The following is a 13314-nucleotide window of genomic DNA, read 5'->3' on the forward strand; positions in this document are numbered from 1 at the left end:
CCCGGTCTCCACGGGCTCCGTCGGCGGTGCACCGCCGACGGAGGGTGCTCGGTAGGATCGGGGTGTGTCATCCCAGCAGGAACCCGTGCCGTCCGACGTGCAGTCGCTGAGCTACGAGGCGGCGCGCGACGAACTCGTGCGCGTCGTCGGTGAGCTGGAGCAGGGGTCCGCGACGCTCGAGCGTTCGCTCGCGCTCTGGGAGCGTGGCGAAGCCCTCGCGGCCCGGTGCGAGGAGTGGCTCGTCGGCGCGCGCGCCCGGCTGGACGCCGCCCGTGCCGCGTCTGCCGGTGACGGCACCGCGGACACCGCAGGCGACCCGGACGGAGCAGCACGGTGACCGACCCCGACGGACGCCCGATCGTCGCCGAGCTCGGCCGCCCGGAGACCCCGGAGGAGACCTGGGCCCGGAAGGACGCCGCGCGACGCTCCCGCCGCGAGCACCAGACCGCCTTCAACCTCGTGCTGGCGCTCATCGCATCGCTCGGCATCGTGCTCTTCCTGGTCGCCGTGGTCGTGCGACCGGACCAGACCGTCGACCGGTCCGTGGACTACCAGCAGGTCGCCGCCGGTGCCGACGTGCCCGGCGTGACGCTCGCGGCACCGGACCTGCCCGACGGTTTCACCTCGAACCGCGCCGACTTCCAGGACAAGACGTCGGACGGCGTGCGGGTCTGGACGGTCGGCCTCGTCACCCCGGACCGCCAGTACGTCGGCCTCCAGCAGGGCATCGATGCGAACGCGTCGTGGGTGGCCAACCAGCTCGACCAGGAGCCCGCCACCGGTGACCGCACCATCGACGGCACGAAGTGGACGGTGTACGACCGTCGTGACGAGGGCAAGGACGCCGGGAACCACGCGTACTCGCTCGTGCACACCTTCGGCCGCGACACCATCGTCCTGTCCGGCACGGCCGACGACTCGTCGTTCACGACCGTCGCGAAGGCCGTCACCGAGCAGCTCGCGAACTGACCCCGCCCGACCGAACCCGAAGCACGAGGAAGACCATGCCCGACCGCGCCGCCTCCACCCCGTCCGACGCCCTCCGCCTGCTCGTCGAGGGCAACGCCCGCTTCGCCGCCGACAAGCGCCGCACCGGCCGGATCGACCCGGACCGCCGTGGCGAGCTCACGGGCTCGCAGGCGCCCTTCGCGACCGTGCTCGGCTGCTCCGACTCACGCGTGCCCTTCGAGCACGTCTTCGACGCGGGCATCGGTGACCTGTTCGCGATCCGCAACGCCGGTCAGATCGTCGACGACGTCGTGCTCGGCTCCATCGAGTTCGCGGTCGTCGCCCTCGGCACCCCGCTCGTCGTCGTCCTCCGCCACACCGCGTGCGGAGCCGTCGCCGCAGCGCGCTCGGGCGAGCCCGTGCCCGCGCCGCACCTGCAGTCGCTCGTCGACGCGATCGCGCCGAGCGTCGAGCGGGTCCGCGCGACCGACGCCGAGCTCCCGCAGGAGGCCGTCGGTGCCGCGCACCTCGAGGCCACGCTCCGCCAGGTGATCGAGCGGTCCGGTGTCGTCTCCGACGCGGTCGCCGACGGTAGGTTGGCCGTCGTCGGGGCGACCTACGACCTCTCCACGGGCGAGGTCACCATCGACACCGTCGTGGGCCAGGCCTGACCGGCCGCCACGACGCGACGCCCGGAGACCACCGGGCCGCCGAAGACACCGGGGCGACCGCTCCGGCCGTGCACCACAGGAAGGACCACGACGACGTGACCCACACCAGCGAGCCCGACCAGACCGCGACCGACCGGACCGCGACGGGCGGTGACGGCTTCCGCATCGAGCACGACACGATGGGCGAGGTCCGGGTCCCGGTGGATGCCCTCTACCGCGCCCAGACGCAGCGCGCGGTCGAGAACTTCCCGATCTCGGGCAGCGGACTCGAGCCGGCACAGATCGTCGCCCTCGCCCGGATCAAGCGCGCCGCAGCGGTCGTCAACGGGTCCCTCGGCATCGTCGACCCGACCGTGGCCGACGCGATCGCACGGGCGGCCGACGCGATCATCGGCGGCGAGCACCACGACCAGTTCCCGGTGGACGTCTACCAGACGGGCAGCGGCACCTCGTCGAACATGAACATGAACGAGGTCCTCGCGACCCTGGCGACCCGCATCGCCGGCACGGACGTCCACCCGAACGACCACGTCAACGCGTCCCAGTCGTCGAACGACGTCTTCCCGACCTCCGTGCACGTCGCCGTGACCGAGGCCCTCATCCGCACGCTCGTCCCCGCGCTCGAGCACCTGGCGGAGTCGCTCGAGGCCAAGGCGACGCTCTGGGCCGACGCCGTGAAGTCCGGACGCACCCACCTGATGGACGCCACCCCGGTCACTCTCGGGCAGGAGTTCGGCGGCTACGCCCGCCAGGTCCGGCTCGGCATCGAGCGCGTGCAGGCCACGCTCCCCCGCGTCGCCGAGGTCCCGCTCGGCGGCACCGCGGTGGGCACCGGCATCAACACGCCGAAGGGCTTCCCGCAGCAGGTCATCGCCCGTCTGGCCTCGGACACCGGCCTGCCGATCACCGAGGCGCTCGACCACTTCGAGGCACAGGGTGCCCGGGACGCACTGGTCGAGGCGTCGGGTGCGCTCAAGGTCATCGCGGTCAGCCTGACGAAGATCAACAACGACCTGCGCTGGATGGGCTCGGGTCCGAACACGGGCCTCGGCGAGCTGCACATCCCGGACCTGCAGCCCGGCTCGTCGATCATGCCCGGCAAGGTGAACCCGGTCATCCCCGAGGCCACCCTGATGGTCGCTGCACGCGTCATCGGCAACGACGCGACGGTCGCCTGGGCCGGCGCCTCGGGTGCCTTCGAGCTCAACGTCGCGATCCCGGTGATGGGCACGGCCCTGCTCGAGTCGATCCGCCTGCTCGCGAACAGCTCGCGGGTGCTCGCCGACAAGACCATCGACGGGCTGCAGGCGAACCTCGAGCGCGCCCGCGCGTTCGCCGAGTCGTCCCCGTCGATCGTCACGCCGCTCAACCGCGTCATCGGGTACGAGGCCGCGGCCAAGGTCGCCAAGTACGCCGTCGCCGAGGGCATCACCGTGCGCGAGGCGGTCGTCGCCCTGGGGCACGTCGAGCGCGGCGAGGTCACCGAGGAGCAGCTCGACAGCGCGCTGGACGTGCTGTCGATGACGCACCCGAACTGACCCACGGGACCCACTGACGGACGGGAGGCACGGTGCCGGCTGGCACCGCGCCTCCCGTCCGTCGTCGGGTCACCCCCGAGACTCGCGCCTGCGGACACGTTCGCAGTCCTGCGACCGCGAACGTGTCCGCCCAGGCGAGTCTCGCCGGCCGCCGACCAGCCGCGCTACCCGAGGTCGGGCGAGTCGAGCAGCTCCGTCACGAGCGCCGCGATCGCCGACCGCTCCGAGCGGGTCAGCGTCACGTGCGCGAACAGCGGGTGCCCCTTCAGGCGCTCGATCACGCTCGCGACACCGTCGTGCCGGCCGACCCGCAGGTTGTCCCGCTGGGCGACGTCGTGCGTCAGCACCACACGCGAGTTCTGCCCGATGCGCGACAGCATGGTGAGCAGGACGTTCCGCTCGAGCGACTGCGCCTCGTCCACGATGACGAACGCGTCGTGCAGGGACCGCCCGCGGATGTGCGTGAGCGGCAGCACCTCGAGCATCCCGCGCTCGACGACCTCGTCGAGGACGTTGTCGGACACCAGCGCGCCGAGGGTGTCGAAGACGGCCTGCGCCCAGGGGTTCATCTTCTCGGAGGCGTCGCCGGGCAGGTACCCGAGCTCCTGCCCGCCCACGGCGTAGAGCGGCCGGAACACCATGATCTTCTTGTGCTGCTGTCGTTCGAGCACCGCCTCGAGCCCGGCGCAGAGCGCGAGCGCCGACTTGCCGGTGCCGGCCGATCCCCCGAGCGAGACGATGCCGATCTCCGGGTCGAGCAGGGCGTCGATCGCGAGCCGCTGCTCGGCGGAGCGCCCGCGCAGCCCGAAGACCTCGCGGTCGCCGCGGACGAGCGACACCGCGCCGGCCTCGTGCACGCGGCCGAGGGCCGACCCGCGCTCCGAGTGGATGACGACGCCGGTGTTCACCGGGACGCCGTCGAGCCGCGAGGACCGGATCTCCTCGTGCTCGTACAGGTCGCTCATCTGCTCGCCGGAGACCTGCAGGTCGGTGATGCCCGTGTAGCCGGAGTCGACGGCGAGCTCGGCGCGGTACTCCTCGGCGGCCATGCCGATCGACGACGCCTTCACGCGGAGCGGCAGGTCCTTCGACACGACGACGACGTCCAGCCCGTCGTTCGCCAGGTTCGACGCGACCGCGAGGATCCGCGAGTCGTTGTCCCCGAGCCGGAGCCCGGACGGGAGCACGGACTGCTCGGAGTGGTTCAGCTCGACGCGGAAGGAACCGCCGTCGTCGAGTGCGACCGGGAAGTCGAGTCGCTCGTGCTCGACCCGCAGTTCGTCGAGCAGCCGCAGGGCCTGGCGCGCGAAGTACCCGATCTCCGGGTCGTCACGCTTGGACTCGAGCTCGCTGACGACGACCACGGGCAGCACCACGGCGTGCTCGGCGAAGCGGAACAGCGCCCGTGGATCGCTGAGGAGCACCGACGTGTCGAGCACGTACGTGCGTTGGGCGACCGACGTGGACGAGTCCGCGGTGGACCGCTGGGCGGGTTCGCGAGCGACGTTGCGAGAGGTCACGACCACTCCATCCCCGGGCCGCGCTCGGCCCGGTCACTGTCCTCGACGCGGCCGGAGAGCGGTCCCGAAGCACCGTTGCCTGGCCGCTCCGACCGGGCACCGTGCCCGGTGGGGCCAAGCTACGACCGGCCCCCGACAGCCGGACCGCGACACGCGGACCCGGAGGTTACGGTCACGTGAACGCGCACCACGACGGCCGGGAGGCACGGGGCGGGCACGCCACGGGCCTCCCGGCCGCCTCGGGCGCAGGCGCGCAACGGCGAGACTCGCGGACGCGGACGGATTCGCGGGCTGGCAGGCGCGAACACGTCCGCCCGGCCGAGTCTCGCGGACCGCGGCCAGGCCGGCGGCCGGCCGGCGGCCGGCGGCCGGCCGGCGGGCGCGCTACTGCATCGTGGCGTAGGACAGGCACGCGTCGCGGAACATGTCGAGCGTCGCGTCCGTGGTGGACGCGAACACCGACACCCGCGCGACCCCGAGCCGCGTCGTCGCCGTGACCCCGTGGTTGTGCAGCGCCGCGGACAGCGCCGTGAGCCGACCCTGCGGCGGACGCAGCACGACGATGCCGGCACGCTCGCGCGGGTCACGGCTGGACTCGACCGACAGGCCGAACTCGTCGGCGATGTCGAGCACCCGCTCGACCCGGTCGGCCACGCGCTCCTGCACGGCTCCGACCCCGACGGAGACCAGCCGCTCGAGGGACACCGCCATCCGGGCCTGGGCGACCGGGTCGACGCGCGTCATCTGGTACCCCGCGGCACCCGGCTTCACCGAGGGGACCTCGGTCGGCCAACCGGTCGTGCCGTGCGGCCCGGACAGCGCCGGGCGCAGGCGGTTCAGGGCGCGGTCGCTGAACGCGAGGAAGCCCGTGCCCCACCCGGCGTGCAGCCACTTCTGCCCGCCGGTGGCGACGACGTCGGCGACCTCGTACGGGGTGTCGACGACGCCGAAGCCCTGGATCGCGTCGACGATGAGCAGGCGGTCCCCGATGACCTCCCGGATCGCAGCGAGGTCGGCGAGGTACCCGGTCTGCCAGTCGACGAGCGACACGGCGACGGCGGCGACGTCGTCGGTCAGGCGCTCCCGCACCAGCGTCGGGGTCATCCAGCCGGCACCGGACTCGACGACGACGGGCTGCACGCGGCCACCCGTCGCCGAGGCGGCGCTCGCCAGTGCGAGCGGCAGCGACGGGTACTCGTCGGCGGCCACGAGGACACCGCCGGTCAGGCCGAACGCCGTGTGCAGCAGCCCCGGCGTCGTGGCGGTCTGCGAGACCACCTGGTCCTCGCGACGGCCGACGAGCCGGGCAGCGACGGTGCGCACCCGGGCGTCCTGCTCGTCGAGGGTCTCCACGGCGCCGAAGCGCATGCGCTCCTGGATCGTCCCGAGCACCCGCTGCTCCTCGAGCACGGCGGTCTGCACCGGCCCGAAGGCGGCGTGGTCGAGGTAGCCGGGCTCCTCGTCGAAGCCGGCCGCGTACTCGGCGATGTTCACAGGGGCAACCTTCCGTGGGACGAAAACCCTGTGAGTCTACTGGGACGCACGGAGGCCGCGCGAACCTGAGCCGCCCGACGCACTCGCCGCCGCCGTCGGGAGCCTCCCGCGATCAGCCGCCGAAACGACGGGAGCGCAGCCCGAAGTCGCGCACGGCCCGCAGGAAGTCGACCTCGCGCAGGTCCGGGTAGAGGGCCTCGACGAAGTAGAACTCGCTGTGCGCGCTCTGCCACAGCATGAAGTCCGACAACCGCTGCTCACCCGAGGTGCGGATCACCAGGTCGGGATCGGGCTGGCCCTGCGTGTACAGGTGGTCGCCGATGAGCTCGGGCGTCAGCACCTCGGCCAGGGTGTCGAGCGTGCCGCCGCCCTCGCCGTGCGCCCGGACGATGCTCCGCATGGCGTCGGCGATCTCCCGGCGTCCGCCGTAGCCCACCGCGAGGTTGACGTGCAGGCCGGTGTGGGCTGCGCTCCGGGCCTCGGCGTCCGCGAGCGCCCCGAGGAGACCCGCGGGCAGCCCCTCGTCGGACCCGACGTGCTGCACGCGCCAGTCGCGGTGCACGGCGAGCGTCCCGGCCAGGTCGCCGATGATGCCGACGAGCTGCTCGAGCTCCTCGCCGCCCCGACCCGTCAGGTTGTCGGCGGACAGCAGGTAGAGCGTGACGACCTCGATGCCGAGCTCGTCGCACCAGTCGAGGAACTCGGGGATCTTGGCGGCGCCGGCACGGTGCCCGTGGGCGGCCGACTCGAGGCCGAGCTGCTTGGCCCAGCGACGGTTGCCGTCGACGATCATGGCGACGTGCTTCGGCATCGCCTGGCCGTCGATCTGGCGGCGGATACGACGCTGGTAGGCACGGTAGAGGACGCCGCGCCCTGCCCATCCCACCCTGCCGGTCACGCCACGACTGTAGTGCACCGTGGCGCCGGTCGTGCGGGGCTGTGCATTCCCTGCTGCCGTTCGGCCGGGGGCCCTACTGTCGCCCCATGCAGGACGAGACCGCCACGCTCCCCCACGTCCCGTTCACCGAGGAAGCGGACACCACCGAGCCGCCGCGCCCCGCCTGGCGCGGCTGGATCCACCTCGGCACGTTCCCGTTCGCCATCGCGATGGGCATCGTGCTCATCTCGCTGGCCGACAGCGGGGCCGCGAAGGCCGGCAGCGCCGTGTTCATGGCGACGTCGCTGCTCATGTTCGGCGTCTCCGCGACCTACCACCGCTTCCCGTGGGGCCCGACGGTGAAGAAGGTCCTCAAGCGGATCGACCACACGAACATCCTGCTGCTCATCGCCGGCACCTACACGCCGATCGCGATCTGCGCGCTGCCGCACACGCTCATGGTGGTCGTGCTCTGGGTGATGTGGTCCGGAGCCGCGCTGGGCATCGCCTTCCGCGTCCTGTGGATCGGCGCCCCGCGCTGGCTGTACGTGCCGATCTACCTCGTGCTCGGGTGCGCCGCGCTCGGTCTGCTCCCGCAGTTCTTCGCCGCGAGCGTCCCCATGACGGTCCTCGTGCTCTCCGGCGGCCTGGCGTACGTCATCGGTGCCCTGGTCTACGGCTTCAAGCGCCCCGACCCCGCCCCGACCGTGTTCGGCTTCCACGAGGTCTTCCACGCACTGACCGTCGTCGCGTTCGCCGCGCAGTGGGTCGGCGTGCTCATCGTGGCCCTCGACCCGGTGCGCTGACCGCAGCCGCTGCGGACCGCGGCACCGGCCGGCAGGGGCGACCGGACGACGGACGGGAGGCCCGTGGCACGCTCGCCACGGGCCTCCCGTCCGTCTGCTGGGGACGTCGCTGCTGCCGACGTCGCCGCTGCTGGTGTCGCCGCTGCCGACGTCGCGGGCTCAGCCGCGTTCGGTGTCGTCGCCCACGTCGGTCCGGCCGTCCTCGTCGGCGCGACGCACCGGCTCGTCCGTCGACGTGCCGTCGCCCGCGTCGGACTCGAGCCGCTGGCGGATCTCCGCGCGGTAGCGGGTCCGACGGATCCGGCGGGTCATGTCGACCACGAGCAGGATCGTGACGACCGCGACGACCGCGATCGCGACGAAGCCGGCGACCCCGGGGGTGACGTCGACGTCGGGCACGACCGACGGGCTCGGGCTGGGGGCGGCGGCGATGGCCGTCAGGATGGTGCTCACGCGGTGGTGTCCTCGTCGTCAGGGAGCCCCGCGAACAGGTCGGACTCCGGCAGGTCGGTGGGCACGCGGGCCTCGACGAGCTGGTAGTCCTCGGTGGGCCACACCGTCGCGAGGAGGTCGTTCGGCCACGAGAAGAAGACGCTGTCCGGCGGCACCTGGCTGGCGTGCGCGTGCAGGGCGGCGTCGCGGGCGTCGAAGTGGTCGCGGACGTCGACGTGGGTCGTCGCCAGGTCCGGCCGGTCGGCGAACCGCTCCACCCACTCGCGCAGCTGCTCGACGGCAGCGCTGTCCGGGTCGCGCTCGCGCAGTGCCTCGTAGATCGTGCGGAAGCGGCGCGGGTTCATGGTGCGCTCGTAGTAGAGCTTGCTGATCGACCACGGCTCCCCGGCGTCCGGGTACTCCGCGGGGTCGGCGGCGGCCCGCCAGGCGGCCACCGAGACCTCGTGCGTGCGGATGTGGTCGGGGTGCGGGTAGCCGCCGTTCTCGTCGTAGGTGACGAGCACGTGCGGACGGAAGCGGCGGACGACGCGGACGAGTGCCTCGGTCGAGTACTCGAGGGGCACCGTCGAGAACGTGCCCGGACGGACCGTCTCGCCCTTCTCGGCGTCCGGCAGCCCGGAGTCGTGGTAGCCGAGCCAGACGTGGTCGATGCCGAGCGCTGCCTGCGCAGCCGCCATCTCGGTGCGCCGGTAGCCCGCCATGTCGCGGTGGGCGCGGCTCGTCGCCGGCTCACCGAGCTGGTCGTTGAGGATGTCCCCGGCCTCGCCGCCGGTGCAGGAGACGACCAGCACCTGGTGCCCCTCGGCGACGTACTTCGCGGCCGTCGCGGCACCCTTGCTCGACTCGTCGTCGGGGTGGGCGTGGACGGCCAGCAGGCGGTACGGCACGGAGGATCCTCACGGGTGACGGAGCGGGCGGGACGCGCACGGATCGACCCGGGCGTGGGGGCAGCGCACAGCGGGGCGTGAACTACCCTGGGACCAGGATAATCACCCCAGGAGCCCCGAACTGTCCGAACCGCTGCACCCCACCCCCACCGCTGCGTCGGCCACGACCACCGCCGCGTCGCTGGACGACCGGTACGGGCGCACGCCGGATCGTCGGCGCCGCGGGAAGCTGTTCGGGGTCCTCGCGGCGATCGCCGTCGTGCTCGTGTTCGTCGCGTGGGTGGTCTGGGCCGGCCTCGACCAGGAGTCACACGGGCTCGACAACACCGAGCTCGGGTACACCGTCGTCTCCGACCACCGCACCGTCGTGCACTCACAGGTGTCGGCCGACCCGGGGACCGAGGTCCGGTGCGCCGTGCAGGTGCTCGACAAGTCGTACTCGATCGTCGGGTGGAAGGAGGTGACGCTGCCGGCATCCGAGCAGCGCACCCGCTCGATCTCGACCGAGGTGAACACCACGACCCGCGGCGTGACCGGCTTGATCCACGACTGCTGGGTTCCCTAGACTCGACTGATTCGCGGACGAGACCGGCCACACCGGCCGGTCTCGTCCTTTGTCGAAAGGGAGACCGATGAGCAACGACACGCAGACCACCTGGCTGACCCAGGAGGCGCACGACCGTCTCACGGCCGAGCTCGAACAGCTGTCGGGCCCGGCCCGCAAGGAGATCGCGGACCGCATCGAGGCGGCGCGTGAAGAGGGCGACCTCAAGGAGAACGGCGGCTACCACGCCGCGAAGGACGAGCAGGGCAAGATCGAGGCCCGCATCCGGCAGCTCACCGAGCTGCTCAAGCACGCCACCGTGGGCGAGGCCGACTTCGACGGCACCGTCGAGCCGGGGACCGTCGTCACGGCGGTCATCGCCGGCGACGAGTCGACCTTCCTCGTGGGCAACCGCGAGATCGTGGCCGAGGGGTCCGACCTGACCGTGTACAGCCCGGTGAGCCCGGTCGGTGCCGCGATCCTCGGGCTGCGCGCGGGCGACGAGACGACCTACACCGCGCCGAACGGCAAGGAGATCAGCGCCAAGGTGACGAAGGTCGAGCGCTACGAGCCGTAGGGCGCCAGGCGCCGCAGCGCGCCGCAGTGCGCCCGGCGCGCGAACGCCGCAGAGCGCGCGGCGGGCGGCGCAGAGCGCGCGGCGGGCCAGCAGGCGGCGCGACGTGCCAGTGCACAACGAGGAGCAGCTCGCACCACGGAACCACGTGGCGCGAGCTGCTCTTCGTCGTGCGGGGGCCGACTGAGCTCTCGGGGCCGGTCAGTGCGCGACCACGTCGCGAAGCGAGGGCAGGATCACCGTGAGGGTCATGACGGGAGCTCCACGCGCCTCCCGGCCGTCCGCGGTGTCGCTCACGCGACCCTGACGCCTGCGCGGCCGTCCCCCGTGCGCACCGCTGACACCGACGCGTGCAGCCAGCGCGGCGGGGTCAGTTCTCGAGCAGCTCCGGGCGGAAGCCGACCTCGTGCAGGCGCTGGATGACCTCCTGCGCGTGCTCGGGACCGCGTGCCTCGATCGACAGGTCCAGGGCCACCTCGTTGATCACCAGGCCCTGCCCGTGCCGGGTGTGCAGCACCTCGACCACGTTGGCGCCGGCGTCCGAGATGACCTGGGCGACGCGGGCGAGCTGCCCGGGGCGGTCGGGCAGCATGATCCGGATGCCGATGTAGCGCGACGCCGCGACGAGACCGCGGGTGATGATCCGCTCCATCATGAGCGGGTCGATGTTCCCACCGCTCAGCAGCACGACGGTGCGGCCGGTGTCGCGGACGGCGCCCGACATGATCGCCGCGACGCCGACGGCGCCGGCGGCCTCGACCACGAGCTTCGCGCGCTCGAGCAGCACCAGCAGGGCACGGGCGGTGTCGTCGTCCGAGACGGTCACGATCTCGTCGACCAGGTCGCGGATGATCGGGAAGTTCAGGTCGCCCGGTCGGGCGACCGCGATGCCGTCCGAGATCGTCGGCTTCGTCGTGATCGTCACCGGTGCTCCCGCGGTGATCGACGACGGGTACGCCGCGGCGTTCTCCGCCTGCACGCCGATCACCCGGATCGGACGACCGAGGCGCTCGGACATGCCCTTCACCGCGAGCGCGATGCCGGAGATGACCCCGCCGCCACCGATCGGCACGACCACCGTGTCGACGTCGGGCACCTGGTCGATGATCTCGAGGCCCAGCGTGCCCTGGCCCGCGATGACGTCCGGGTGGTCGAAGGGCGGGATGAACACCGCACCGGTGTGGGCGGCGAAGTCCTTCGCGGCGCTCAGCGCTTCCTCCACCGAGTGACCCCGCAGCACGACCTCGGCGCCGTAGTGCCGCGTCGCCTGGAGCTTGGGCAGCGCGACGCCCACCGGGGTGAAGATCGTGGCCGGGATGCCGAGCTCCCGAGCGGCCAGGGCGACTCCTTGCGCGTGGTTGCCGGCGCTCGCGGCGACGACACCCGCCGCTCGCTGCTCGGGGCTGAGGGCAGCGAGGCGGTTGTAGGCACCGCGCACCTTGTACGCGCCCGTGCGCTGCAGGTTCTCGCACTTCAGGTGCACCGGCGAGCCGAGCAGCTCCGCGAGGAACTGCGACGTCTCCATCGGCGTGACGCGTGCGACGCCCGCGATGGTCTGCCGAGCGGCCTCGATGTCCGCCAGCGTCGGGAACGCGTCGGTCTGCTGCTGGGGCGCGGAGGTGTCGGTCACGGACCCATCATCGTCCGTCGGAGCCGTCACGGCGAACTCGTGACGGTCCGTCGGTGAACGCCCGCTCAGCCCGCGGTCCCCTTCGCGGCGGTGGGCTGTTCGTCGCTGCCCGGGGCCGGGACGCCGTCGGGGTGGCGCTTCCGCCAGCGACGGCGCTTCTTCGCCTCGACGCTCGCGTGGTGGTCGCGCTGCTTCGCCTCGAGCACGTGGTCGGAGTCGAGCCCCTTCCACCGGCCGCTCGCGATCGTCGTCACCATCGAGTTCACGGTCGCGATCAGCGGCACCGCGAAGAAGGCTCCGGCGATGCCGGCCAGCCCGGACGCCGCGGTGACGCCGAGGACGACGGCGAGCGGGTGCACCTTGACCGCGCTGCCCATGACGAGCGGCTGCAGGATGTGCCCCTCGACCTGCTGCACGACGAGGATCACGCCGAGCATGACGAGCGCCGCGACCCAGCCGTTGAAGATCAGGGCGATGAAGACGGCGAGGAAGCCCGTGACGATGGCGCCGACGACCGGGATGAACGCGCCGAGGAACACGAACACGGCGATCGGGATGACGAGCGGCAGCTGCAGCGCGGCGGCACCGATGCCGATGCCGACGGCGTCGACGAACGCGACGAAGATCTGCACGCGGATGAAGCTCGTCAGGGTGGTCCACCCGGCGACCCCGGCGCCGTCGATCGCGGCGCGGGCGTTCTTCGGGAACAGCCGGACGGTCCAGCGCCACACGTTCTTGCCGTCGATGAGCAGGAAGATCACCGTGAAGATGACCACGAACAAGCCGGTGAGCAGGTGCGTCAGCGACGATCCCGCGCTCGCGACCCCGGACAGGATCGAGCCGGAGTTGCTCGACAGCCAGTCGGTCGCCTGGTTGAGGTAGTTGTTGAGGTCGGACTGGCTGATGCCCAGACCGGAGCTGAGGACGAACTCGCGGATGTTGTCGTACTGCGAGAGCGTCCGGTCGCGGAGCGAGGGGTAGGCCGCCGCGATCTGGTCGACGACGAGCCAGATGAGTCCGCCGACGGCCGCGAGGCCACCGACGAGGCTGACCACGACGGCGATCCACTTCGGCACGTGGTGGCGCTGCATCCAGTTCGACAGCGGCACGAGCAGGGCGGCGACGACGATCCCGATGAGGAACGGGATGAGCACCTCGCTGAACAGCGTCACGAGGTAGATGAAGACCGCGACCACGCCGACGACCACCAGCACGCGCCACGACCACGCGCCCGCGATCCGCATGCCCGTCGGCACGACCTGTTCGACGACGGGATCCGGATGCGTCTTCTTTCCCCAGGCCATGCGGTGAGTGTACCGACGCGTGCCGGTGTGTGTTCCAGATGCGGCATACGTCGGCGCGACCCCGGTGT

Annotated in this window: 14 protein-coding genes; 7 read left to right on the plus strand and 7 right to left on the minus strand. The window is 72.1% G+C overall.

Features of this window, described 5'->3' with window-relative positions; translation table 11 throughout:
* Positions 1 to 64 precede the first annotated feature (64 nt).
* From JOD95_RS05455 to JOD95_RS05470, 4 genes are all read left to right on the plus strand, one after another.
* Complete coding sequence (locus JOD95_RS05455; RefSeq protein WP_066652672.1) at positions 65 to 337, plus strand: exodeoxyribonuclease VII small subunit; 273 nt, start codon at positions 65 to 67, stop codon at positions 335 to 337.
* Entirely contained in the window at positions 334 to 969 is a 636-nt protein-coding gene (locus JOD95_RS05460) for a DUF4245 domain-containing protein (RefSeq protein WP_209683729.1), read from the plus strand. The genes JOD95_RS05455 and JOD95_RS05460 overlap by 4 nt, the downstream gene beginning before the upstream one ends.
* 35 nt (positions 970 to 1004) lie before the next feature.
* A complete protein-coding gene (locus tag JOD95_RS05465; protein ID WP_066652668.1) occupies positions 1005 to 1619 on the plus strand; it encodes a carbonic anhydrase in 615 nt (204 codons plus the stop codon).
* Positions 1620 to 1783: 164 nt separating this feature from the next.
* Entirely contained in the window at positions 1784 to 3157 is a 1374-nt protein-coding gene (locus tag JOD95_RS05470) for an aspartate ammonia-lyase (RefSeq protein WP_209684433.1), read from the plus strand.
* Between the two features lie 164 nt (positions 3158 to 3321).
* On the opposite strand, the gene JOD95_RS05475 is transcribed toward JOD95_RS05470, so the two are convergent.
* From JOD95_RS05475 to JOD95_RS05485, 3 genes are all read right to left on the minus strand, one after another.
* Complete coding sequence (locus JOD95_RS05475; RefSeq protein ID WP_209683731.1) at positions 3322 to 4683, minus strand: PhoH family protein; 1362 nt, start codon at positions 4681 to 4683, stop codon at positions 3322 to 3324.
* A gap of 378 nt (positions 4684 to 5061) precedes the next feature.
* Positions 5062 to 6171 carry an aminotransferase class V-fold PLP-dependent enzyme gene (locus JOD95_RS05480; protein WP_209683733.1) on the minus strand — a complete coding sequence of 370 codons (1110 nt, stop codon included), beginning with the start codon at positions 6169 to 6171 and terminating at the stop codon, positions 5062 to 5064.
* A gap of 112 nt (positions 6172 to 6283) precedes the next feature.
* Complete coding sequence (locus JOD95_RS05485; RefSeq protein ID WP_235426501.1) at positions 6284 to 7069, minus strand: isoprenyl transferase; 786 nt, start codon at positions 7067 to 7069, stop codon at positions 6284 to 6286.
* An 86-nt stretch (positions 7070 to 7155) separates the two neighbouring features.
* On the opposite strand from JOD95_RS05485, the gene JOD95_RS05490 reads away from it, so the two are divergent.
* A complete protein-coding gene (locus JOD95_RS05490; protein WP_209683735.1) occupies positions 7156 to 7854 on the plus strand; it encodes a hemolysin III family protein in 699 nt (232 codons plus the stop codon).
* A gap of 159 nt (positions 7855 to 8013) precedes the next feature.
* Here JOD95_RS05490 and JOD95_RS05495 read toward each other — a convergent pair whose 3' ends face one another.
* Together JOD95_RS05495 and mca are read right to left on the minus strand one after the other, a co-directional pair.
* Positions 8014 to 8307 carry a hypothetical protein gene (locus tag JOD95_RS05495; RefSeq protein WP_081984689.1) on the minus strand — a complete coding sequence of 98 codons (294 nt, stop codon included), beginning with the start codon at positions 8305 to 8307 and terminating at the stop codon, positions 8014 to 8016.
* On the minus strand, positions 8304 to 9194 hold the full coding sequence (mca, locus tag JOD95_RS05500) for a mycothiol conjugate amidase Mca (RefSeq protein ID WP_209683737.1): 891 nt from the start codon (positions 9192 to 9194) through the stop codon (positions 8304 to 8306). Before mca ends, JOD95_RS05495 begins: the two co-directional genes overlap by 4 nt.
* Positions 9195 to 9444: 250 nt before the next feature.
* Between mca and JOD95_RS05505 the strand changes: the two genes are divergently transcribed.
* Both JOD95_RS05505 and greA read left to right on the plus strand, forming a co-directional pair.
* Positions 9445 to 9759, plus strand: coding sequence for a DUF4307 domain-containing protein (locus tag JOD95_RS05505; protein ID WP_268746777.1), 315 nt, complete (start codon positions 9445 to 9447; stop codon positions 9757 to 9759).
* 67 nt (positions 9760 to 9826) lie between these two features.
* Positions 9827 to 10315, plus strand: a complete 489-nt coding sequence (gene greA / locus JOD95_RS05510; RefSeq protein ID WP_066652650.1) for a transcription elongation factor GreA — start codon at positions 9827 to 9829, stop codon at positions 10313 to 10315.
* Positions 10316 to 10682: 367 nt separating this feature from the next.
* On the opposite strand, the gene ilvA is transcribed toward greA, so the two are convergent.
* Both ilvA and JOD95_RS05520 read right to left on the minus strand, forming a co-directional pair.
* Entirely contained in the window at positions 10683 to 11942 is a 1260-nt protein-coding gene (gene ilvA, locus JOD95_RS05515) for a threonine ammonia-lyase (protein WP_066652647.1), read from the minus strand.
* 65 nt (positions 11943 to 12007) lie between these two features.
* Entirely contained in the window at positions 12008 to 13246 is a 1239-nt protein-coding gene (locus JOD95_RS05520) for an AI-2E family transporter (RefSeq protein WP_066652641.1), read from the minus strand.
* Between the last annotated feature and the right edge of the window lie 68 nt (positions 13247 to 13314).

The sequence above is a fragment of the Curtobacterium sp. 1310 genome, from assembly GCF_017834105.1.
Taxonomy (GTDB): Bacteria; Actinomycetota; Actinomycetes; order Actinomycetales; family Microbacteriaceae; genus Curtobacterium.